34 protein-coding genes are annotated in these 22,397 nt (G+C 45.2%); all 34 read left to right on the plus strand.

The window, feature by feature from the left end:
- Positions 1-6: 6 nt before the first annotated feature.
- Positions 7-783 (plus strand): polysaccharide deacetylase family protein, encoded by a 777-nt coding sequence (locus BOC67_RS20550; RefSeq protein WP_291913081.1) that lies wholly within the window; start codon positions 7-9, stop codon positions 781-783.
- A gap of 274 nt (positions 784-1,057) precedes the next feature.
- Positions 1,058-1,654 (plus strand): hypothetical protein, encoded by a 597-nt coding sequence (locus tag BOC67_RS20555; protein ID WP_291913084.1) that lies wholly within the window; start codon positions 1,058-1,060, stop codon positions 1,652-1,654.
- Positions 1,655-3,088: 1,434 nt separating this feature from the next.
- A complete protein-coding gene (gene rpsJ / locus BOC67_RS20560; RefSeq protein ID WP_012789286.1) occupies positions 3,089-3,394 on the plus strand; it encodes a 30S ribosomal protein S10 in 306 nt (101 codons plus the stop codon).
- A gap of 192 nt (positions 3,395-3,586) precedes the next feature.
- Positions 3,587-4,204, plus strand: coding sequence for a 50S ribosomal protein L3 (rplC, locus tag BOC67_RS20565; protein ID WP_291913112.1), 618 nt, complete (start codon positions 3,587-3,589; stop codon positions 4,202-4,204).
- Between the two features lies 1 nt (position 4,205).
- On the plus strand, positions 4,206-4,844 hold the full coding sequence (gene rplD, locus BOC67_RS20570; protein ID WP_073083179.1) for a 50S ribosomal protein L4: 639 nt from the start codon (positions 4,206-4,208) through the stop codon (positions 4,842-4,844).
- Between the two features lie 52 nt (positions 4,845-4,896).
- The gene (gene rplW, locus BOC67_RS20575; RefSeq protein ID WP_291913115.1) at positions 4,897-5,196 is read left to right on the plus strand and encodes a 50S ribosomal protein L23; all 300 of its coding nucleotides are present in this window, start codon (positions 4,897-4,899) and stop codon (positions 5,194-5,196) included.
- 86 nt (positions 5,197-5,282) lie between these two features.
- Positions 5,283-6,116: a 50S ribosomal protein L2 gene (gene rplB, locus BOC67_RS20580; RefSeq protein WP_073083185.1), complete on the plus strand. Its 834-nt coding sequence runs from the start codon at positions 5,283-5,285 to the stop codon at positions 6,114-6,116.
- 67 nt (positions 6,117-6,183) lie between these two features.
- Positions 6,184-6,450, plus strand: coding sequence for a 30S ribosomal protein S19 (rpsS, locus tag BOC67_RS20585; RefSeq protein ID WP_073083188.1), 267 nt, complete (start codon positions 6,184-6,186; stop codon positions 6,448-6,450).
- Positions 6,451-6,495: 45 nt separating this feature from the next.
- The gene (rplV, locus tag BOC67_RS20590) at positions 6,496-6,843 is read left to right on the plus strand and encodes a 50S ribosomal protein L22 (RefSeq protein WP_291913121.1); all 348 of its coding nucleotides are present in this window, start codon (positions 6,496-6,498) and stop codon (positions 6,841-6,843) included.
- 58 nt (positions 6,844-6,901) lie between these two features.
- A complete protein-coding gene (gene rpsC, locus BOC67_RS20595; RefSeq protein WP_291913124.1) occupies positions 6,902-7,672 on the plus strand; it encodes a 30S ribosomal protein S3 in 771 nt (256 codons plus the stop codon).
- Between the two features lie 55 nt (positions 7,673-7,727).
- Positions 7,728-8,147, plus strand: coding sequence for a 50S ribosomal protein L16 (gene rplP / locus BOC67_RS20600; protein ID WP_073083196.1), 420 nt, complete (start codon positions 7,728-7,730; stop codon positions 8,145-8,147).
- Between the two features lie 69 nt (positions 8,148-8,216).
- The gene (gene rpmC / locus BOC67_RS20605) at positions 8,217-8,417 is read left to right on the plus strand and encodes a 50S ribosomal protein L29 (RefSeq protein WP_073083198.1); all 201 of its coding nucleotides are present in this window, start codon (positions 8,217-8,219) and stop codon (positions 8,415-8,417) included.
- A 62-nt stretch (positions 8,418-8,479) separates the two neighbouring features.
- Positions 8,480-8,740 carry a 30S ribosomal protein S17 gene (gene rpsQ, locus BOC67_RS20610; protein WP_291913128.1) on the plus strand — a complete coding sequence of 87 codons (261 nt, stop codon included), beginning with the start codon at positions 8,480-8,482 and terminating at the stop codon, positions 8,738-8,740.
- 73 nt (positions 8,741-8,813) lie between these two features.
- A complete protein-coding gene (rplN, locus tag BOC67_RS20615) occupies positions 8,814-9,182 on the plus strand; it encodes a 50S ribosomal protein L14 (RefSeq protein WP_073083202.1) in 369 nt (122 codons plus the stop codon).
- A gap of 172 nt (positions 9,183-9,354) precedes the next feature.
- On the plus strand, positions 9,355-9,693 hold the full coding sequence (rplX, locus tag BOC67_RS20620; protein ID WP_291913131.1) for a 50S ribosomal protein L24: 339 nt from the start codon (positions 9,355-9,357) through the stop codon (positions 9,691-9,693).
- Complete coding sequence (gene rplE / locus BOC67_RS20625) at positions 9,693-10,268, plus strand: 50S ribosomal protein L5 (protein WP_291913133.1); 576 nt, start codon at positions 9,693-9,695, stop codon at positions 10,266-10,268. The genes rplX and rplE overlap by 1 nt, the downstream gene beginning before the upstream one ends.
- A 13-nt stretch (positions 10,269-10,281) precedes the next feature.
- Positions 10,282-10,551: a 30S ribosomal protein S14 gene (gene rpsN, locus BOC67_RS20630; RefSeq protein WP_142685981.1), complete on the plus strand. Its 270-nt coding sequence runs from the start codon at positions 10,282-10,284 to the stop codon at positions 10,549-10,551.
- 100 nt (positions 10,552-10,651) lie between these two features.
- Positions 10,652-11,050 carry a 30S ribosomal protein S8 gene (gene rpsH / locus BOC67_RS20635; protein ID WP_291913135.1) on the plus strand — a complete coding sequence of 133 codons (399 nt, stop codon included), beginning with the start codon at positions 10,652-10,654 and terminating at the stop codon, positions 11,048-11,050.
- Positions 11,051-11,176: 126 nt separating this feature from the next.
- Positions 11,177-11,731, plus strand: a complete 555-nt coding sequence (rplF, locus tag BOC67_RS20640) for a 50S ribosomal protein L6 (RefSeq protein WP_291913137.1) — start codon at positions 11,177-11,179, stop codon at positions 11,729-11,731.
- 92 nt (positions 11,732-11,823) lie between these two features.
- Positions 11,824-12,177: a 50S ribosomal protein L18 gene (gene rplR / locus BOC67_RS20645; protein WP_291913140.1), complete on the plus strand. Its 354-nt coding sequence runs from the start codon at positions 11,824-11,826 to the stop codon at positions 12,175-12,177.
- Positions 12,178-12,228: 51 nt separating this feature from the next.
- Positions 12,229-12,747, plus strand: a complete 519-nt coding sequence (gene rpsE / locus BOC67_RS20650) for a 30S ribosomal protein S5 (protein WP_073083219.1) — start codon at positions 12,229-12,231, stop codon at positions 12,745-12,747.
- A 91-nt stretch (positions 12,748-12,838) separates the two neighbouring features.
- Positions 12,839-13,024 (plus strand): 50S ribosomal protein L30, encoded by a 186-nt coding sequence (rpmD, locus tag BOC67_RS20655; RefSeq protein WP_291913144.1) that lies wholly within the window; start codon positions 12,839-12,841, stop codon positions 13,022-13,024.
- Between the two features lie 123 nt (positions 13,025-13,147).
- Entirely contained in the window at positions 13,148-13,594 is a 447-nt protein-coding gene (gene rplO / locus BOC67_RS20660; protein WP_291913147.1) for a 50S ribosomal protein L15, read from the plus strand.
- A 78-nt stretch (positions 13,595-13,672) separates the two neighbouring features.
- On the plus strand, positions 13,673-15,016 hold the full coding sequence (secY, locus tag BOC67_RS20665; RefSeq protein WP_291913150.1) for a preprotein translocase subunit SecY: 1,344 nt from the start codon (positions 13,673-13,675) through the stop codon (positions 15,014-15,016).
- Between the two features lie 114 nt (positions 15,017-15,130).
- Positions 15,131-15,931 carry a type I methionyl aminopeptidase gene (gene map / locus BOC67_RS20670; RefSeq protein ID WP_291913153.1) on the plus strand — a complete coding sequence of 267 codons (801 nt, stop codon included), beginning with the start codon at positions 15,131-15,133 and terminating at the stop codon, positions 15,929-15,931.
- A gap of 148 nt (positions 15,932-16,079) precedes the next feature.
- Positions 16,080-16,298, plus strand: a complete 219-nt coding sequence (infA, locus tag BOC67_RS20675) for a translation initiation factor IF-1 (protein ID WP_012789309.1) — start codon at positions 16,080-16,082, stop codon at positions 16,296-16,298.
- 66 nt (positions 16,299-16,364) lie between these two features.
- On the plus strand, positions 16,365-16,481 hold the full coding sequence (gene rpmJ, locus BOC67_RS20680) for a 50S ribosomal protein L36 (RefSeq protein WP_073083232.1): 117 nt from the start codon (positions 16,365-16,367) through the stop codon (positions 16,479-16,481).
- Positions 16,482-16,539: 58 nt separating this feature from the next.
- Entirely contained in the window at positions 16,540-16,920 is a 381-nt protein-coding gene (rpsM, locus tag BOC67_RS20685; protein WP_291913161.1) for a 30S ribosomal protein S13, read from the plus strand.
- A gap of 112 nt (positions 16,921-17,032) precedes the next feature.
- The gene (gene rpsK / locus BOC67_RS20690; RefSeq protein WP_291913164.1) at positions 17,033-17,434 is read left to right on the plus strand and encodes a 30S ribosomal protein S11; all 402 of its coding nucleotides are present in this window, start codon (positions 17,033-17,035) and stop codon (positions 17,432-17,434) included.
- A gap of 158 nt (positions 17,435-17,592) precedes the next feature.
- The gene (gene rpsD / locus BOC67_RS20695; RefSeq protein WP_291913282.1) at positions 17,593-18,198 is read left to right on the plus strand and encodes a 30S ribosomal protein S4; all 606 of its coding nucleotides are present in this window, start codon (positions 17,593-17,595) and stop codon (positions 18,196-18,198) included.
- 67 nt (positions 18,199-18,265) lie between these two features.
- A complete protein-coding gene (locus BOC67_RS20700) occupies positions 18,266-19,261 on the plus strand; it encodes a DNA-directed RNA polymerase subunit alpha (protein WP_073083240.1) in 996 nt (331 codons plus the stop codon).
- A gap of 101 nt (positions 19,262-19,362) precedes the next feature.
- Positions 19,363-19,863: a 50S ribosomal protein L17 gene (gene rplQ / locus BOC67_RS20705; RefSeq protein WP_291913167.1), complete on the plus strand. Its 501-nt coding sequence runs from the start codon at positions 19,363-19,365 to the stop codon at positions 19,861-19,863.
- Between the two features lie 142 nt (positions 19,864-20,005).
- Entirely contained in the window at positions 20,006-20,833 is an 828-nt protein-coding gene (locus BOC67_RS20710) for a zinc ribbon domain-containing protein (RefSeq protein ID WP_291913170.1), read from the plus strand.
- Positions 20,834-20,971: 138 nt separating this feature from the next.
- Complete coding sequence (gene carA, locus BOC67_RS20715; protein ID WP_291913171.1) at positions 20,972-22,084, plus strand: glutamine-hydrolyzing carbamoyl-phosphate synthase small subunit; 1,113 nt, start codon at positions 20,972-20,974, stop codon at positions 22,082-22,084.
- The last annotated feature ends 313 nt before the right edge of the window (positions 22,085-22,397 follow it).

The raw sequence follows: 22,397 nt of genomic DNA on the forward strand, positions 1-22,397 counted from the left end.
CCCTATATGTATAGTAAGAAACGGATATTGATAAGTGTGGACGTAGAAGAATTCGATATCCCTGAAGAATTTGGCCAACAGGTATCCCTGCAGGAGAAACTGGAAGTTTCCCGTAGGGGATTGATGAGAACCCTTCAACTTTTTGATAAGTATGAGGTCAGGGCCACCTTCTTTATTACTGCATACTGGGCGCAGCACTTCCCGGAGCTGGTAAGGCAGATAGCGGCAAAACATGAAATAGCTTCCCACGCCTATTACCACAGTTCCTTCTGCGAGGAGGACCTGGAAGGGTCCAGGCTGGCTCTCCAGGAAATCAGCGGCCGGCAGGTTACCGGTTTCCGCATGCCCAGGTTACGCCCCGTCAGTGAGGAAGCCCTGGTAAAAGCCGGCTATCAGTACGATTCTTCCGTTAACCCTACCTGGCTGCCGGGCCGGTATAACAACTGGCACGTCTCCCGGACCATCTTTCGCAACGATCAACTCTGGATTATCCCTTCTTCCGTATCTCCCCTGGTACGATATCCCATCTTCTGGCTGAGCGTAAAGAATGCGCCCCTGTGGATCACCAGGCATTTCAGCAGGCAGATACTCCGCAAAGACCCCTACCTTTCTTTCTATTTCCACCCATGGGAACTGACGGATCTGGGCAATTACCAGCTGCCGGCATATATCCGGAAGGTGAGCGGAGATAAAATGTGCGCTAAATTGGAAGGATTCCTCTCATTCCTTAAAACCCGCGGCGAATTCTGTACACATGCCGATCTGCTCGCACAGGTAAAATAAAATTTAACATTTTTTTTCTCTGACATTCAACAACATGAATGTCAAAACTGTTATTGACTTAGTTGCTGATTTTATAGCGGCAACCAGTGGGTAAGGTTTTGGTGTTTTATGGATGATTGGATATTTAACCTATTCATTTTCAATGCTCCTGAGCCCTTTCCTGCAAGATCCTGTGAAGAGAGAGAGGAGGCGGACAGCCTGATTTATTCCTACCTGAAATATTATAATTCCATCGTCAATCAGCATGTCATTCATTCAAATTAAAAATTAGACCATGAAAAAAATTCGTCTCTTAACCCTGGTATTATTAACCCTGATGTTCGGCACAGCAAAAGCACAGATCCAAAAAGGCAATCTCATGGTTGGCTCCGAAATTACTGATCTGGGATTTTTGTTTCAGAACAGCAGTACTGTATTTCATTTTAATCTCAATCCTAAAATTGGCTGGTTTATAAAAGACGGTCTTGCCGTGGGCGGTTATGTGGATTTCGGCCTGGCTACCGCCAAAGATGCCGGTTCTGATGTAAACTACGGTATTGGCGCGTTTGCCCGTTACTACATTGAGGACAGGAATGTGCGCAAGCTGGAATTCAGCAAGCGTACGCGCTTCTTTGTAGAAGGTAATGCCGGCTTTGCGGGCAGGAACCCGGCAAGCGGCGCTTCCACCAACGGGGTGAACCTGGGTCTTTCTCCCGGTATTTCCTATTTCATCACGCCTAATATCGGTTTGGATGCGATGCTGAACTGGGATATTACCGTGGGTGGCGGCAACAGTACTACGGCCAACAGGCTGGGGCTGAGCCTCGGTTTCCAGATTTTCCTGCCTACTGCCAAAGCGCGGCAGATTTATAAGGAGGAAATGGGTAAATAAGCAGTTGTTTAGTCTGTTATATGAAAAATGGTCCTGGAGATTTCTCCAGGACCATTTTTGTTTTTTTTCATTAGGAGTCCGCACTGATGGCGGAATGAACAGAATGAATGAAAACGGTCATAAATGAATACACTGAATGAGGGCTATTTACCGGGAAGCCTTTATTTTAGCGATCTGCCCGGCAAAAAGCCGGGAGATTGGGATTGCCGAAAACCAAGAAGAGAGTAGGCGGAATAGATAAAAACTGTTGCTATGCTGAACACTATTTTTATGGCAATTGTAAAATTTTTGAACACTGTAACTGGCGCACTGTAATTGGCTGCAGGTAGTGCGTATAAGCTGCTACCGGGCTCAGGCCGGGGATTGCCGAAAACCCGCATAAAGAGTAGGCAGAAGCAAAATTATCACACAATGATTGTTGATGCATTAAACACCTTTCTGACTGGTCTGCTGGCACTGCTGGTTAGAGCGCTGGGAGGTTTGTAATCCTGCGCCGGGGGTAGCCGAAAACCCTGAATAGAGTAGGCGTTTAACTCTGAAATTACCAACATTATGGCCACATTGAATCAATTGCTGCAACAGCTGGTTGCGCTTTTAAAAGCATTACTCGGAGGTCTGTAATAACCGCTCCGGGAGGCAGGGGATCGAAGGTGCATAAACATTCCCTTCCTGAATTTTCTGAACCGCTGCGTCATGGAACGCAGCGGTTTTTTTATTAGGATTACTTACTGTATTATGTTTTTTACAAATGTAACAAGGTGTTGTAATCCTCTGTGGTAGCGGAATGAACGAAATGAACAGTTTGTTATGAATGAATAAAATGAACGTATGTAAGTTCAAAATATGCTCCTATTTTCGGGACCTGGTAAAAAAGTTACCAGCTGGGGCAGCCGAAAACCAGAGAGTTTAGAGTAGGCGTTTACCTATTAAAACCTTAAACGATGGATTTACTGAATCAACTGCTGGCACTGATCTTAGGATTAGTAAAATCATTACTGGGCGGTATCGGTGGTGGCTTACCTCTGTAAGAGGAGCTACGGGCTGATTTTGCTCTGGTTATTCCAAGAGGCTGCTCCGGGAGGGCAGCCTCTCTTTTTGGGGTAAATGGCGCAAATTTTTGAGGTAAATGGCGCAAAATGCCCCTCGGGGTAAAAAGTGCAAAATTTTTTTTGGTTTTCTGAAACAGGTTTCCCTATATTTGTCAAAATCGGCATGTCAACAAAACCTAAGGCCTAAGCATCACAAAATGAATGCATTCCACCGGGCCAAAACATGCAAAATTACCCTTTAACCCCACCTGCTGCGCCAGCAAAGCATGTCTTTTGTCGGTCATCTTAAATTTTTTTCCGGAGAATTATTTGCCAAATAAAAAGAAAGGGTTACCTTTGCCCTCCCAAATTGTAAAGGGAAAAAACAAAGAGAAGTTCATTGCATATGTCTCAGAGAATAAGAATCAAGCTGAAGTCCTACGATCATAACCTGGTAGATAAATCTGCTGAGAAGATCGTTAAAACCGTGCGTAACACGGGCGCCGTGGTAACAGGTCCTATTCCTTTACCAACAGAGAAGAAAATTTTTACAGTGCTGCGTAGCCCGCACGTAAACAAGAAAGCGCGCGAGCAGTTCCAGTTGTGTACTCACAAACGTTTACTGGACATTTACACTTCTTCCTCAAGAACTGTAGATGCGCTCAGCAAACTGGATTTACCTTCCGGTGTAGAAGTTGAAATTAAAGCATAGGACAACAGCAAGGCTGGGCAAAAGGCCCGCCTTTAATTGATTTATGGTTACTCTCTGGTCGCCAGTGAGTAACAATTTTAACAAATTTAACATAGGTCGCGCCTTCTGGGCGGCCGCCCAATAAATGTATTTAAACCGCCCATCCTGGGGATAGCTGGAAATCCCCCAGGCGCTGGGTAAAATCATATAAAAATGAAAGGTCTTATTGGTAAAAAGATTGGCATGACCAGTATCTTCGAAGCCAATGGTAAGCAGACTGCCTGCACCATTATCGAAGCTGGTCCCAACGTTGTAACACAGGTAAAAAGCCTGGAGACAGATGGTTACAATGCAATTCAGGTTTCTTTCGGAGACAAGAAAGAGAAGCACACCACAAAAGCAGAATTGAATCACTTCGCGAAAGCAAGCACCTCCCCTAAACGTTTCGTAAAAGAATTCCGCAACCCGGATGTACAGAAAGCCCTCGGCGAGTCTATCACCTGTGAAATCTTCACTGAAGGTGAAACTATCGACGTTGTAGGTACTTCTAAAGGTAAAGGTTTCCAGGGTGTTGTTAAACGCCACGGATTTAGCGGTGTGGGTGAAGCAACCCACGGTCAGCACGACAGATCCAGAGCTCCTGGTTCCGTTGGTGGATCTTCTTATCCTTCCCGCGTTTTCAAGGGTATGAGAATGGCAGGTCAGACAGGTAACGAAAGAGTGAAAGTGAAAGGCCTGAAAATTCTGAAAATATTCCCTGAAAAGAATTATATCCTGGTAAGTGGTTCCGTTCCCGGCCACAATGGTTCAATCGTTTTAATCCAGAAGTAACATGAAGATCGATATCTTAAATATACAAGGTAAGCAAACAGGAAGATCTATCGACCTGCCTGAGGAGATTTTTGGTGTTGAACCCAACAACCACGTAATCTACCTGGCGGTTAAGCAATACCTGGCTGCACAGCGTCAGGGTACTCACAAGGTGAAAACCCGTGCTGAAGTAAAAGGTGCTTCCCGCAAACTGCACAAACAAAAAGGTACTGGTGGCGCCCGTAAAGGTAACATCCGTAACCCGCTCTACAAAGGTGGTGGTACCATCTTCGGACCTAAACCTCACTCCTGGGCTATCAAACTGAACAGAAAAGTGAAAGATCTCGCTAAGATCTCCGCCCTGTCAGTGAAAGCTAAGGAAAACAGCATCATCATTGTTGAGGACCTCGCTATCGAGACGCCAAAAACAAAACAATTCGTTGGTATCTTAAAGAACCTGAACATCAACGTTGACGGTAAGAAAACTATGTTTATTACCCCTGAGTACAACGAAAGTGTTTACCTGTCTTTAAGAAACATCCCTACTGTGGACGGTGCAATGCTCAGCGATATCAATACTTATGATATCATGAACAGCAACTACCTGGTATTCACAGAAAGCGCTGCAAAAATCTTCACTGAAGAGCCAGTTGAAGCGTAAGCGGTTGTAAACCAATTAAATAACACAGCTGTAAAGCTATAAGCTATAAAAGATGAGACCATCAGACGTTTTAATCAAACCGGTAGTTACCGAAAAGGTGAATAAGGCGACCGATAAATTCAACCGCTACTACTTCATCGTTGACAAAAAAGCCAACAAACTGGAGATCAAAAAAGCAGTGGAAGAATTTTACGGAGTGAGTGTTGCAGACGTTAACACTGCAGTAATGCCTGGTAAAGCTAAATTCCGCTTTACTAAAGCCGGTTTCATTGCTGGTAAAAAACCGTCTTACAAAAAGGCGATTATTACCCTCGCAGAAGGCGAAACTATAGATCTGTATGCTAACATGTAGTGCCGTTCCGGCCCAATAAGCCGGGATGTGGATGTATATGCAGATCACTAATCATAATTAATAACGATTAATTTTTTCTGAAAGTAATGGCACTGAAGAAATTTAAACCAATGACAGCGGGTACCCGTTGGAAAATCGGTAACGCTTACGCGGAACTGACTACGGATACTCCTGAAAAAAGCCTCCTCGAGCCTGCTAAGAGAAGCGGCGGTAGAAACGCTCAGGGTAGGATGTCCATGCGCTATATCGGTGGCGGTCACAAAAAACAATACCGTGTTATCGACTTTAAGCGCGACAAACAAAATATTCCTGCTACAGTTAAAACCATCGAGTACGATCCAAACCGTAGCGCATTCATCGCGCTGGTTTCCTACGCTGATGGTGAAAAACGTTACATCATCGCTCCTCAGGGTCTGCAGGTTGGCGGTACCGTTATCAGCGGCGCCGACGTTGCTCCTGAAGTAGGTAACGCACTGTTGCTGAAAAATATGCCACTCGGTACCGTAGTTCACAACATCGAACTGCAACCAGGTAAAGGCGGCGCTATCGCCAGATCTGCTGGCGCCTATGCGCAACTGAGCAACAAGGAAGAAAAATATGCCGTACTGAAAATGCCTTCCGGCGAGCTGCGTAAAGTGCTCAACACCTGTATGGCTACTGTAGGTACCGTTTCTAACTCCGACCACGCCCTGCAATCCATCGGTAAAGCAGGTGCCAACCGTTGGAGAGGTATCCGTCCTCGTAACCGAGGCGTTGCGATGAACCCAGTGGATCACCCAATGGGTGGTGGTGAAGGTAAATCTTCAGGTGGTCACCCTAGATCCAGAACAGGTAAATATGCGAAAGGTCTGAAAACCAGAAAACCGCATAAGAGCTCTGATAAACTGATCATCAGCAGAAAGAACGGTAAAAAATTATAATATTTCGGAATTCGGATTCCGGCCTTAAAACCGGAATCCGAAATTGGAAAATCATAAAAGAAACACAATGGCTCGTTCCATAAGAAAAGGTCCTTACGTAGACCAGAAATTAGAGAATAAAGTAGAAAAAATGAACGAAGGCACTAAGCGTACAGTTATCAAAACCTGGAGCCGCCGTTCTACTATTACTCCTGATTTCGTAGGCCACACATTCGCAGTTCACAATGGCAACAAATTTATTCCTGTTTATGTAACAGAATTTATGGTTGGCCACAAACTGGGCGAATTTGCTCCTACCCGTAACTTCAGAGGACACGCTAACAAGAAAATGTAATTATAGTCTGAGCAATCAGACACTAAATAATAAAAGAAATTAAAAATGGAAGCAGTAGCTAAGCTGAAAAATAATCCTACATCTACCCGCAAAATGCGTTTGCTGGCAGACTTGATCCGCGGTCTGGATGTGGAAAAGGCTTTGAATATTTTGAAATTCCATCCTAAGCACCCAAGCGTACCTTTAGAAAAACTGCTGGTATCTGCTATCGCTAACTGGAAAGTGAAGAACGAAGGTGCAAGGGTAGAAGATGCTAACCTGATTGTGAAAACTATCTTCGTTGACGGCGGCCGCACCCTGAAAAGAATGCGCCCTGCTCCACAAGGTAGAGGTTACAGAATCCGCAAGAGAAGTAACCACGTTACAATCGTAGTGGACGGTAAAAACGCTTAAGTGTTAATACCACAGAGAGAAATTAAAACTATTAAACTAATAGACAAATAACCAGAACATGGGTCAGAAAACAAATCCTATTGGTAACAGGTTAGGTATCATCAGAGGATGGGACTCTAATTGGTATGGCAGCAAAAAAGATTTTGCTACCAAACTGATTGAAGATAACAAGATCAGAACTTATCTGAATGCCCGTATCAACAAAGGTGGCATCTCCAGAGTTGTGATCGAAAGAACTTTAGGTAAGTTGATTATCACTGTTCATACTTCTAAACCTGGTATCATCATAGGTAAAGGTGGTAACGAAGTTGACCGCATCAAGGAAGAACTGAAGAAGCTGACAGGTAAAGAAGATGTTCAGATTAACATTCTGGAGATCCGTCGCCCTGAAATGGATGCTAACATCGTTGCCGAAACAATTGCCAAACAAATCGAAAGCCGTATCAACTACAAACGCGCTATCAAAATGGCAATTGCTACTGCACTGAGAATGGGTGCTGAAGGTATTAAAATCAAAGTAAGCGGACGTCTGGGTGGTGCTGAAATTGCCCGTGCTGAAGAAATGAAACAAGGTCGCGTGCCTTTACATACTTACCGTATGGATATCGACTACGCTTCCCTGTTCGCATTAACCGTTTACGGTAAAATCGGTATCAAGGTATGGATCTGTAAAGGTGAAGTACTGGGTAAACGCGATCTCAATCCTAACGTACTGACAGGTAAAGAAGGCGATAACCGTGGCGGTGGCCGTGAAGATCACCGTGGTGGCGAAAGAAGAGAGCGTGGTGAAAGAAGAGGCGGTGAAAACCGTGGCGGTGGTCGCAGATAATATCTGACAGACAACCAGACTTAAACAATTACTATTAACATTAACAATATAGACGATGTTACAGCCAAAAAGAGTGAAACATAGGAAGATGCACAAAGGTCGCATCAAAGGGAACGCTAAAAGAGGCGCAACCCTCTCCTTTGGTACTTTCGGCCTTAAAGCATTAGAACCTAAATGGATCACTGACCGTCAGATCGAAGCCGCCCGTGTTGCTTTGACCAGACACATGAAGCGTGAAGGTAACGTTTGGATCCGTATTTTCCCTGATAAACCTATCACCGCTAAACCACTGGAAGTGAGGATGGGTAAAGGTAAAGGTGCTCCAGACCATTGGGCAGCAGTAGTGAAACCAGGTAGAATTCTGTTCGAAGCAGCAGGTGTTCCTTTACAGGTTGCTAAAGAAGCAATGGAACTCGCAGCCCAGAAACTGCCTATCAAAGTGAAATTTGTAACCAGCCGCGACTTCGTTGCATAATCCGCAGGTACACATTTTTAAAACACATTCCGGTCCCCGCGTAAGCGGGTACTGTTCAAACTCAATACAATGGCAAAAGAAAAGCTGGATCTGAAAGGCCTGAGCGAACAGGAGCTGAAAGAGAAAATCTCTGCTGAGCAACTGCGCTTGAAGAAAATGACATTCGGTCATGCAATCACGCCAATCGAAAATCCAATGAGCATCCGCTCTGTGAGACGCGATATCGCACGCATGAATACCGAACTGCGTAAAAGACAACTGGGCTTCTAATCCTCCTAGTAGCATTAGTATAACATTTAAGGCCTCCCCCGGGAGAGTTAAATATTTCAACAATGACGACCGAAAGAAAATTAAGAAAATCCAGGATTGGTGTGGTGTCCTCTAACAAAATGGATAAAACCATTACTGTTAAAGTGGAGCGTAAAGTAAAGCACCCAATCTATGGTAAGTTCGTTAAAAAAACTACCAAGTTCATGGCTCATGACGAAAACAATGAGTGCAGCATTGGCGATACCGTGAAAATCGCGGAAACCCGCCCTATGTCCAAAAACAAATGCTGGAGACTGGTAGAAGTAATCGAAAAAGTAAAATAATTATTCTTTGTTTCAAGCTGTTGCCGGCAATCCCGGTTCCAGCCGCTGATTAAACAAAATAAATCTCATTACGATGATACAACAAGAATCAAGGCTGAACGTAGCTGATAACTCTGGTGCTAAAGAAGTACTTTGCATCCGCGTTTTAGGTAACTCCGGTCAGGACTACGCTAAAGTAGGTGATAAAATTGTGGTGACTGTTAAGGATGCAATCCCTGGCGGTGGCGCGAAAAAAGGTATGGTTACTAAAGCCGTAATCGTAAGAACCAAAAATAAATTACGTCGTAAAGACGGTTCTTATATCCGTTTCGATGATAACGCGGTTGTACTGCTGAACAACTCAGACGAACCTCGTGGTACCCGTATTTTCGGTCCGGTTGCCCGTGAGCTCAGAGACAAGGGTTATATGAAAATTATCTCCCTGGCTCCTGAGGTGTTATAATAAAATATTATCGAAGTTGGAATTTTGGTTTTTTCCGGCATTTTTCGCCGAAAATCCCAAAATTCCAATATTTGTAAATATTTCTTATCTTTGCAGCCCGTTTGCAAGAACGAAAAAACATTTATCAAGCGAAACAGACGTTTCGCTTGGCGTTTAATAATAAATCAAAGTAATGAAAACTAGATTTAAGCCTAAATTCAACATTAAGAAGGGCGACCTGGTTGCGGTTATCGCAGGTGATGACAAGGACAGGACCAAAGCTCGTAAAGTGCTGGAAGTTCAGCCTGACAAAGCCCGCATTATTGTAGAGGGCGTTAACATTATTACCAAGCACACCAAACCTACTGCTCAGAACACCAAAGGTGGTATCGTAAAGCAGGAGGCTCCTATTGCTATCTCCAACGTTATGCTGTGGGATGCTAAAACCGGTGCTCCTACCCGCGTTAACAGACAGAGAGAAAACGGTAAATTAGTTCGTATCGCTAAAAAATCAGGGGAGGTAATTAAATAATGGCAAACACTAACTATACTCCGAGACTGCAGGCTAAATACAAAAACGAAGTAGTTGCTGCGCTGAAAAAGAAATTCAACTACAAAAGCGTAATGCAGGTACCTCGCCTGACTAAAATCTGCCTGAACCAAGGTATCAACGGCGCCGTAGGTGATAAAAAACTGGTAGACATCGCTGTGGATGAAATGACCCGTATCGCTGGTCAGAAAGCCATCCCTACCCTGTCTAAAAAGGATATCTCCAACTTTAAGCTCCGTAAAAACATGCCTATCGGTGCACGCGTTACCCTCCGCGGTGTTAACATGTACGAGTTCCTGGATCGCCTGATCTCCGTTTCTCTGCCACGTGTGCGTGACTTCAAAGGTATCAATGAAAAAGCTTTCGACGGTCGTGGTAACTATACCATGGGTGTTACCGAACAGATCATCTTCCCTGAGATCGATATCGATAAAGTAACCAAGATCTCCGGTATGGATATCACTTTCGTGACTACCGCTACCACCAACGAAGAAGCTTACGAGCTGCTGAAAGAACTGGGTATGCCTTTCAGAAACATGAAAAAAGATAATCAGTAAACGATAATATACTATGGCAAAAGAATCCGTAAAAGCCAGACAAAGGAAAAGAGAAGCGATGGTTGCTAAATTTGCAGAGAAACGCGCTGCACTGAAAGCTGCCGGTGATTACGCTGCTCTGGACCAACTGCCTAAAAACGCTTCTCCTGTTCGTCTGAAAAACAGATGCCAGCTGACCGGTCGTCCTAAAGGATACATGCGTCACTTCGGCCTCTGCAGGAACATGTTCCGCGACCTGGCACTCGCTGGTAAAATCCCTGGCGTAAGAAAAGCCAGCTGGTAATATCCCGGTAGCAGCCCGCTGCTCCCACACTTAAGTTATTTGATTCCCATCTCATACTGATTGGATATCGCATTGTAAACATCATCAAACTATTTAAACAATGGTTACTGATCCAATAGCAGACTTCCTGACTCGCATCCGGAACGCGCAAATGGCCACCCACAGGATCGTGGAAATTCCGGCTTCCAAGCTGAAAAAACGCATTACAGAAATTCTGTACGATAAAGGTTATATCCTGAAGTACAAATTCGAAGAAGATAACAAACAAGGCGTAATCAAAATCGCCCTGAAATACGATCTTCAGACTAAAGAACCCGCTATCAAGGAATTGACCCGCATTAGCCGTCCAGGTCTGCGTCAATACGCAAAACCAGACGAATTTAAGCGTGTGAAGAATGGTTTGGGTATCGCTATCATCTCTACTTCCAAAGGAGTAATGACTGATAAAGAAGCTAAAGCTCAGAACGTTGGTGGTGAAGTAGTTTGCCACATCTATTAATAAATCATTCGGTTACCGGTTGGTCTCCAACCGGTAATCTTTGTAGATTACCTGCCATCTAAGCTCACTATACGGCGCTGAAAACAGGTAATCGGTACTTTCAATAACAACTTTAAACGTAAAGTTATGTCTCGTATAGGTAAAGCTCCTATCAAACTGGCCGCAGGTGTTACAGTGACTGTTTCCCCAGCCAACGAAGTAACCGTAAAAGGCCCTAAAGGTGAACTGAAAAGAACCATTGATAGGGATATCAAAGTAGAAGTTGCTGACGGCGTCCTGAACGTTGTCCGCCCTACTGACCAGATCCGCCACAAAGCACTGCACGGTCTGTACCGCGCCCTGCTCCAGAACATGGTAACTGGCGTAACTGAAGGATACAAAAAACAACTGGAACTGGTGGGTGTTGGTTACAAAGCCACTCATGCCGGCCAGCTGCTGGATCTTGCACTCGGTTACTCTCACAATATCGTATTCGAAGTTCCTGCTGAACTGAAGGTTTCTACCCTGACTGAAAAAGGTCAGAACCCTAAAATCATGCTGGAAGGTATTGATAAACAACTGCTCGGTCAGGTTGCCGCTAAACTGCGTAGCCTGCGTAAACCAGAGCCTTACAAAGGTAAAGGTGTGCGCTACTCCGATGAGGTTGTACGTAAGAAAGCTGGTAAATCAGCAGGTAAATAAAATATTTAAGTTAGCTAATCAGCTCAGAAAAGCTGGTTAGCTGATTTTAACAAAATCCCGGCAGCATCGGGGTTATAAAAATTAAACTCAAAATGAGCACAAAAGTTAACAGGAGACAGAAGATCCGTTACCGCATCCGTAAGAAAATCTCTGGTACTGCACAGACACCAAGATTCTCTGTATTCCGCAGTAATAGCGATATCTATGTGCAACTGATCGATGATACCAACGGTACTACACTGGTTGCTGCATCTTCCCGTGATAAAGACATCGCTGCACAGAAAGGTACAAAAACTGAGAAATCCAAACTGGTAGGCGCTGCTGTAGCTGCTAAAGCTGCTGCATTAGGTCTCAGCAAATGCGTATTCGACAGAAGCGGTTACTTATACCACGGTCGTATCAAAGCAGTAGCTGAAGGTGCAAGAGAAGGCGGTCTCCAGTTTTAATAACCGGGTCCGAATTTTATAATTCTGAACAAGTAATTCTTATAAAATAAAATGGCAAAGAATTCATTCAATAAAGTAAAAGCCGGTGACCTGGAACTGAAAGAGAAAGTTGTGGCGATCAACCGTGTTACCAAAACCACCAAAGGCGGTCGTACTTTCAGCTTCTCCGCACTGGTTGTAGTAGGTAACGAAAACGGCGTGGTAGGTCATGGTCTGGGTAAAGCTAAAGAAGTACAGCAAGCTATCACTAAAGGTATAGACGATGCTAAAAAGAACCTGATTAAAGTTCCTGTTATGCACGGTACTATCCCTCACGATCAGTTCGCAAAAGAAGGCGCCGCCAAAGTACTGATCAAACCTGCCGCTCATGGTACCGGTGTGATCGCTGGTGGTTCTATGCGTGCTGTGCTGGAAAGCGCTGGCGTTACCGACGTTCTGGCTAAATCTTTAGGTTCTGCAAACCCACACAACGTGGTAAAAGCAACTTTCAAAGCCCTGGGTCTGCTCCGCGAACCAGTTAGCGTTGCTAAAACCAGAACCATCGCTCTGAAAAAAGTATTCAACGGTTAATCTGTTCTCCGCAAGGAGAACCGTTTACCCGGTGATATGCTAACATATTTTTTAACAATTAAATTACTCCGCCTCCGGCGGATAGGGATTTATGGCAAAGATTAAGATCACTCAGGTGAAAAGTGGTATCGACCGTCCTGAAAGGCAGAAACTGACCTTGAAGGCACTGGGTCTGACTAAAATGCACGCTTCTGTTGAAGTTGAAGCTACTCCTCAGATCCTGGGTATGGTTACCAAAGTAAACCATCTGGTAAAAGTTGAGCAGGTAAACGGTTAATCACCTAACACTGCTGTGGGATTGTCTGTTGATAATCTTACCTTTACATTTGCAACTTTACAACAGATATTATACATTTAAAGCGAGCGGTTAATTTCCGCGCAAGTAAAAAAAATTAAAAGCATGAATCTGCATTCATTACAGCCAGCCAAAGGCTCCGTACATAAAGAGAAACGTCTCGGCCGCGGTGAGGCTTCCGGTAAAGGTGGTACTTCCACTAAAGGTAACAAAGGTATCCAATCCCGTGCTGGTTACGCCAGCAAGAGAGGCTTCGAAGGAGGTCAGATGCCTATCCAGCGCCGTATGCCTAAACGTGGTTTCAAAAATAATAACCGCGAAGAATACCAAATCTTCAACCTGGGCCAGATCGATCACTTAGTTGAAAAATATGGTCTGCAGGAGTTCAATCTGGACAACCTGTTCATGAATGGCCTGATCAACAGAACTGTTAAAGTTAAGATCCTGGCTAATGGTGAACTGAAAAGCAAAGTGACTGTTAAAGTAAACGCTATCAGCGAAAAAGCTAAACAGGCCATCGAAGCTGCAGGTGGATCAGTAGAACTGGTATAAGACTTTACGACTGAGGAGACGCCTACGGAGTAGTGCGTCTTTTCATATTTAATAGCGCTATTAAACCTTTATCTTCCTGTGAAGAAATTTATCGAAACGATTAAGAATATCTGGAGTATTGAGGACCTGCGTAACCGCATCTTAACCACCCTGCTCCTGGTCCTCATCTACCGTGTAGGATCTTATATCACGTTACCTGGTATCGATGCCAACGCCCTCTCCAACTTTTCCAAGAGTTCTAACCAGGGGATTCTGGGGCTGTTCAACATGTTTGCAGGTGGATCGTTTTCAAGGGCTTCCATCTTTGCGTTGGGTATCATGCCTTACATCTCCGCGTCTATTGCTATTCAATTGTTAACTATAGCAGTACCTTATTTCCAGAAATTACAGAAAGAAGGAGAAAGCGGACGCAAAAAGATCAATCAATACACCCGTATCCTCACAGTTGTGGTAACTGGATTCCAGGCAAGCGCTTACGTAGCTTATCTGCGTAATCAGTCTGGTGGCGCTATTATCCCTGAGTATGGCACCTTCTTCTTCTGGTTATCCACTACCATCGTCCTCACGGCAGGTACCCTGTTCGTGATGTGGCTGGGTGAGAAAATCACGGATAAAGGTATTGGTAACGGTACTTCCATCATCATCATGATGGGTATCCTCGCCCGTCTGCCTCAGGCGCTCATCGCTGAATTCTCTACCAAGGTAGAAGGCGGCGGCGGTGGACCGATCCTCTTCCTGATCGAGATTGCTGTCTTTATCCTGATCACCGTAGGATTGATCCTCCTGGTTCAGGGAACCCGCAAAATTCCGGTTAACTACGCAAAACGCATTGTAGGTAATAAACAATATGGTGGTGTACGCCAGTTCATCCCCCTGAAAGTGAACGCTGCCGGCGTAATGCCGATCATCTTCGCCCAGGCTATCATGTTTATTCCTGCCACCGTAATCGGTTTTGCCACTTCCTCAGAAAGTGCTTCCAGCTTCATCCGTATCTTCTCCGATCATACGAACGGCTGGTACAACGTGATCTACGGTGTGTTGGTAATTGTATTTACTTATTTCTATACTGCGCTCATCTTCAATCCTACCCAAATGGCGGATGAAATGAAACGCAATAACGGTTTCATCCCTGGCGTAAAACCGGGTACCGCTACCGCTGACTACATCGGCGCGGTAATGGACCGTATCACGCTGCCTGGCGCCTTCTTCCTGGCCCTGGTAGGTATCCTCCCGGGTGTTGCTGCCGCCTTCCGCGTAAACAGCAACTTCGCCACCTTCTTCGGCGGTACCTCCCTCCTCATCATGGTGGGCGTTATCCTGGATACCCTCCAGCAGATCGAAAGCCAGCTGCTCATGCGTCATTACGACGGCTTAATGAGCACCGGCCGTATCAAAGGCAGAACAGCTCCGGCAAACGCTTAAGCTATCAGGCTGCCCCGCAAGGGCATAGAAATAAACATAGCCACAGAAGCATAAACCCATTTTTTATGCTTTAGTGGCTATGTTATTTAACTGTCAGGTTAGAAAAAGATTGTTATGATTCAATATAAAACAAAAGAAGAGATAGAACTCATCCGCAAAAGCGCATTGCTCCTCAGCGATGCCCTGGCAGAAGTAGCCCGTACCATCAAACCCGGTATGTCTACCCTGGAAGTGGATGCAGTGGCCGACAGATACATTGTTGAACATGGCGCTACCCCTTCTTTCAAAAACTATAAAGGATTCCCCGCCGCCTGCTGCATTTCCGTAAATGAAGCAGTGGTGCACGGCATCCCCAATAACTACGTGCTGAAAGACGGCGATATCGTGACAGTGGATTGCGGTGTATATATGAATGGTTTTCATGCCGACAGCGCCTATACCTTTGCCATCGGAAACGTGGCAGAAAACGTACTTCGCCTGATGGGCGCCACCAAGGCTTCCCTCTACAAAGGCATCGAAAAAGCCGTCGTAGGTAACCGTATCGGCGATATTTCCTACGCCATCCAGGAATACACCGAAAAGGAGAGAGGCTACGGCGTAGTGAGAGAACTGGTAGGGCACGGCCTGGGCCGTCACCTCCATGAGGACCCGCAGGTACCCAACTACGGCAAACGCGGCAGCGGCCCCGTAATGAAAGAAGGCCTGGTCATCGCCATCGAACCCATGATCAACCTCCGCTCCAAAGACGTGGAATACCTGGAAGACGGGTGGACAGTCGTAACCCGGGATAACAGCCCTTCCGTGCATTTTGAGCATACAGTTGCCGTAGGAAAAGGAAAAGCGGATATTTTATCCAATTTTGCCGGTATCGAAGAAGCGGAGAAAAATAACCCAGAATTGAATACAAACTATTAATTATAAATAGAATACCTATTCATAATTTGTAGTATTTAATAAAACAGGAGATAGGATAAAATTAAAAGACGGGCAATAATAAGAATAATCCGGGGAAATTTTTCTATTTCAAAAGATAATCGCTATCTTTGCAGTCCTAAAAATTTTTATGGCAAAACAGGCACTCATTAAGCAGGATGGAATTATATTAGAAGCCTTATCAAACGCTATGTTCCGTGTTAAACTGGAAAACGGGCATGAGATTCTGGCCACCATTTCTGGAAAGATGAGAATGCACTACATCCGCATTCTGCCAGGAGATAAGGTGGGGGTTGAAATGAGCCCGTACGATTTGTCAAGAGGCCGTATAATTTTCAGATACAAGTAAGCAGGGGAGTAACGGTGTAGTCCGGAAGTACAATTTTAAAATATAACCTTTTATAAATAAATCATCATGAAGGTAAGAGCTGCAATCAAAAAAAGAAGTGCGGATTGTAAAATAGTTCGTAGAAAAGGTGTTCTGTTGGTGATCAACAAAAAGAACCCTCGCTTCAAACAACGTCAGGGGTAATTAGTTCTTGACGGAATTTGATTTTTTAATCAGAATCATATAAAAATAAAATAGAAATATGGCACGTATAGCCGGTATAGATCTTCCTAAAAATAAAAGAGGAGAAATTGGCCTCACCTATATTTTCGGTATAGGCCGTTCTTCCGCCCAATATATCCTGAACAAGGCGGAAATTGATGTAAATAAAAAAGTGAAGGATTGGAATGATGATGAACAAGCTGCCATCCGTAACATTATCAACGGCGAGTTTAAGGTAGAGGGTCAGCTGCGTTCCGAGGTACAAATGAATATCAAGCGCCTGCTGGATATCGCTTGCTACCGTGGTCTGCGTCACAGGAAAGGTTTACCGGTAAGAGGTCAGCGTACCCGTACCAACAGCCGTACTCGTAAGGGTAAACGTAAGACAGTGGCTGGTAAGAAAAAAGCAACTAAGAAATAATAAATAAAATCCCAGGTTGAAATCCCGAATTCCAAGGTGAGGGGGTTTCAAGTGACGCAATTATCGTGTTGATTTGGGATCTGGATTTCAATATTTGGAATTTAATATCATTATGGCAAAAGCAACTAATACAAAAACTGCTGCTAATAAAAAGAGGGTAGTAAAAGTAGATAACTACGGAGATGTTCATATCTCTGCTAGCTTTAACAATATCATTGTAAGCATCACCAACAAGCACGGTCAGGTAATCTCCTGGTCTTCTGCTGGTAAAATGGGCTTCAGAGGTTCTAAAAAGAACACTCCATACGCGGCTCAGCTGGCTGCACAGGATGCTGCTAAAGTTGCTATGGACGCCGGTCTGAAAAGAGCAGACGTATTTGTAAAAGGTCCGGGTGCTGGTCGCGAAAGCGCTATCCGTGCTATCGCAAATGCCGGTATCGAAGTGAGCATGATTAAAGACGTAACTCCTCTGCCTCACAACGGTTGCCGTCCTCCTAAGAAAAGAAGAGTGTAGGAATATATTATTACAGATTCCAGATACTGGTCAGGATATAACTGACTGGTGTCTGGACTTTGTAGTTTAATATTTAATAAACATGGGTGTATGATCAGGTTTTTAGATTTTTTGAAGAGCATACATCATTAACTAAAAAATCTTTATTATTTTCAATTATGGCAAGGTACACAGGACCAAAGACCAAAATTTCCAGAATTTTTGGTGAACCCATTCTCGGCAATGGCAAGTATTTAGGAAAAAACAGCAACCCTCCGGGTCAGCATGGCGCAAACCGCAAACGTAAACAGTTAGGTGAATACGCCCTGCAGCTGAGAGAAAAACAGAAAGCAAAATACACTTACGGTGTACTGGAGCGTCAGTTCCGCAACCTGTTTGACGAAGCTAACCGCAGAAAAGGTGTAACTGGTGAGGTATTGATCAAATTACTGGAAGCTCGTCTGGACAACACCGTGTTCCGTCTGGGTATCGCGCCTTCCCGTCCTGCTGCTCGTCAGCTCGTGTCTCACAAACACATCACCGTAAACGGTATCGTGGTTAACACGCCTTCTTACCAACTGAAACCAGGCGATATCGTATCCCTGAAAAACAAAACCGCAAACAATACCGCCCTCACAAGCGTTATCCGTGGTAAAAATCCTAAATTCAGCTGGCTGGATTGGAACGAGAAAGAAATGAAAGGTACATTCATTGCTTATCCTGAGAGAGAGAGCGTTCCTGAGAATATCAAGGAACAACTGATTGTGGAATTGTATTCTAAGTAATAATTACTAGTCCATGGCTCCGGCCATGGACTAACTTCATATTTAAACTCATAAATCTATCATATCAATGGCAATTTTAAATTTCCAGAAACCTGATAAGATCGTATTGCAGAAGTCTACCGACTTTGAAGCTCAATTCGAATTCCGACCATTAGAACCAGGTTATGCTGTGACTATCGGTAATGCGTTGCGTCGCGTGCTGTTGTCTTCTTTGGAGGGCTATGCCATTGTGGGTATTAAGATTGAAGGGGCTGATCACGAGTTCGCAACACTGAAAGGTGTTACCGAAGACGTTACAGAAATTATCCTGAACCTCAAACAGGTGCGCTTCAAGAGAATTTCTGAAAATGATGTGACGAACGAAAAGATCACACTGTCAATCAAAGGTAAAACTGAATTCCGCGCAGATATGATCGAAAAAGCCACCAGCGCTTTCCAGATCATGAACCCGGAACTCCTCATCTGCACCCTCGATCCATCCGCTAAGATGGATATCGAACTGACCATCGGTAAAGGCCGCGGTTACGTTCCCGCAGAAGAGAACAAACCTAAGGATGCAGTGTTTGGCTACATCGCCATCGACTCTATCTTTACGCCAATCAAAAACGTAAAGTACAGCATAGAAAATACCCGTGTGGAACAAAAGACCGACTATGAGAAACTCATCATGGAGGTTGTTACCGACGGTACTATTCACCCTGAAGAAGCAGTAAAACAAGCTTCCCGCATCCTCATCCAGCACCTGATGATCATCACCGATGAAAACATCAGCTTTGATACCAAAGACGCTGAAAAAGAAGATGTTGTGGACGAACAAACACTGCAGCTCCGTAAGATACTGAAAACACCACTGGAAGACCTCGATCTGAGCGTGCGTGCATTCAACTGTCTGAAAGCAGCTAAAATCAACTCCCTGAGCGAACTGGTACAGTACGAACAGGAAGAACTGATGAAATTCAGAAACTTCGGTCAGAAATCACTGAGCGAAATCGAACAGGTACTGGGCGAAAGAGGTCTGCACTTCGGTATGGACCTGTCCAAACTGAAACTCGACGAAGAATAATCTTTATATCCCCTTTTCACCCACAAGTGTGAAGGGGATTCCTATTTTTAATAAAAGTACCCTGCAATTCCTGACACGGTGCAGGGGTAAAATCAAATGTCATGCGTCACGGAGTTAAATTAAACAAATTAAGCAGAACAGCTGCACACCGCAAAAGCCTGATGTCTAACCTGGCTTGCGAACTGATCAGTCACAAACGTATCACCACCACTTTGGCTAAAGCTAAAGCACTGCGCGTGTACGTTGAACCAATCCTGACCAGGGGTAAAAACGACTCTACCCACAACCGTAGAATCGTGTTCTCTTACCTGCAAGACAAAGAAGCCATCAAAGAACTGTTCGGTGTTATCAGCGAAAAAATCGCTAACCGTCCAGGTGGTTACACCCGCATCATTAAACTGGGTAAACGTGTGGGCGATAACGCGGAAGTAGCAATGATCGAACTGGTTGATTTCAACGAAATCTACGGTAAATCCGCCGCTGCTGAAAAAGCGCCTGCTAAGAAAACACGCCGCGCTGGTGGTGCTAAGAAAAAAGCTGAAGAAGAAGCTGCTCCGGCTCCTGCTGCTGAAGCTTCAACTGAAGAAAAATCAGCTGAGTAATTTATTCATTAGATTACAATATTTGCAAAGGCCCCGCATGTCGGGGCCTTTGCTGTTTTAATTCCTGTCGCTCCCTGATATATTCACAAAAAAATGTATATTTATCCCCACTGAAAGACCATAAACAAACCTGACCGTCCCTATGAAATACCTGATTTGTGCAAACTGTCAGCATCCGAATGTTATTAAGTCTGAATACCAGACCTTCTGCGAAGCCTGTGGCAAAAAACTGCAACTCACCTTTGCCGGTTGGCGACAGTCACATCCCATGGCCAGCTTCGGGGAATTCCGGGAAACAGTAGGCGTTACCATGAAACCGCCCCGCCGGAATGTAGTAACCGCCTGGATCAACCGCCAGATGCAGCCCCAGCACCGGGGGAAGGTCATTATCTTCTTCACCCTCCTGTTCATCTGCATCGCCGGCGCCGGCACCCTCTTCGGGAAACGGGCCGTTTACACGCTCCTCTATCCCAAAGTGCCGAAATCCAGCCTGTACGCCGCCTGGCATACCGCCACCATCGGGCGCCAGGCCCTGGAAGTCAGTACCCCGCTCAAATTATGGGTGCACGACCAGGCCCTGAAACCGGAAGAAGCCGCCGGTGTGGAGTACGCCAAATCCTATAGAAACGAAGACGGAGGCGGGATACAGATCGCCGTTAACCTGCGCAGCTATAAGCCCGGGGCCGATAACTCCCTGGAAGCTGCCGTCAGCGCCGCCCATAAAGCCCTGCAGGACGGTGGCCTGGTAGGGGATATCCAATGCAAATCAGTACCGGTGCTGATCTCCGGCTTGCAGGGCGCCCTGGAGGAAGGTACCTATACCTACAAAGGCGCCATTAAACTGAGCTTTTCCAACCTCGTTATCGTCCGGGGAAACAGCCGCTGGCAAATCCATATCAACTACCGGGACGATGATCCCGTTGGCCAGGATGTGGCCGCCAGAATCCTTAAATCTGTTAAAATTAAATAGCGATTACAATTCTGAGGCAAAAAAATCTGGAATTAAAGCTTGCATTTCATAACTTTGCACGGTTTTTTATCCGAACCTTCCTGGGCAAATGCCCTCGAAGGTTTTTTTTAAAAAAATAAAACAAGACAGATACCAGAAATGCCTCAGACAAGAACCATCCAACCTGCCATACTGCTGTTAGACGACGGTACGGTTTTTCAGGGAAAAGCTTTTGGGAAAATTGGCACTGCCGCCGGTGAATTAGCTTTCAATACCGGTATGACGGGTTACCAGGAAGTGTTTACAGACCCTTCCTACAAAGGACAGGTCCTTATTATGAACAACTGCTACATCGGTAACTACGGGACTAAGTCCAATGACGTAGAAAGTGGCAGTGTTAAGATCAGCGGTCTGATCGCTAAGAATATCGCTTACAACTATTCCAGGAAAATGGCCGATGAATCCCTGGAAAAGTTCCTGACAGATAACAACCTGGTAGCGATCTATGATGTGGACACCCGCGCGCTCGTTTCCCATATCCGCAGCAAAGGGGCCATGAACTGCATCATCTCTTCCGAAATCCTCGAGGTGGAAAAACTGAAGGTAGAACTGGCAAAAGTGCCTTCCATGGAAGGTCTTGCACTGAGCCAGGAAGTTTCTACCAAAGAAGCCTACACCGTAGGTGACCCGGAAGCGCCGATCCGCATCGCAGTAATGGACAACGGTGTAAAACGTAACATGCTGAAATGCCTGTCTGAAAAAGGCGCTTACCTGAAAGTATTCCCGACCGACACGAAATTCGAAGTCACCGAAGAGTTCAAACCGAACGCTTACTTCATTTCCAACGGTCCCGGCGACCCCGCTCCGCTGAAATACGCGATCGATACCGTTAAACAGATCCTGGCCGCTGAAAAGCCCCTGTTCGGTATTTGCCTCGGCCATCAGCTGCTGGCGCTGGCGCATGATATCCCGACTTACAAAATGCACCACGGTCACCGCGGTTTGAACCACCCGGTTAAAAACCTCCAAACCGGTTTGTGCGAAATCACCACCCAGAACCACGGCTTTGCCGTTGATGCGAAGGCGGTGGAAAACCATCCAAACGTGGAGGTGACGCACATTAACCTGAACGACAATACCGTTGAAGGCATCCGCATTAAGAACAAACCTGCGTTCTCCGTGCAGTACCACCCTGAGTCAACTCCGGGCCCGCACGACAGCCGCTACCTGTTCGATGACTTCTTCACCATGATCAAGGCTAATATGAAGTAATTCAGTTAGTATAGATATTTTCTTTTAGAGAGTCCCTTCGCGTTTCACGCGAGGGGATTTTTTTATGGGGGGAAGAGATTTAAGGCCGCTGCAGGCCAGGGATCCGGCCGGGGACAGTACTATCACGGCTATATGCCGGTATCACACCTGCCTCCTTATGCCGGTGTTGCCCCGGGAGGTGCTGGTTATCAACCCCTCAACCATGAAAAAGGCAAACCGGCATAATAAAACATAGACGGTCCCGAAGAGTCGGGACCGTTGCATTTTAAAATTCCACGTTATGAAAACAAACGAAAAATATCACCATGCCGAG

The organism is Chitinophaga sp. CB10 (genome assembly GCA_001870995.2).
Classification (GTDB): domain Bacteria; phylum Bacteroidota; class Bacteroidia; order Chitinophagales; family Chitinophagaceae; genus Chitinophaga.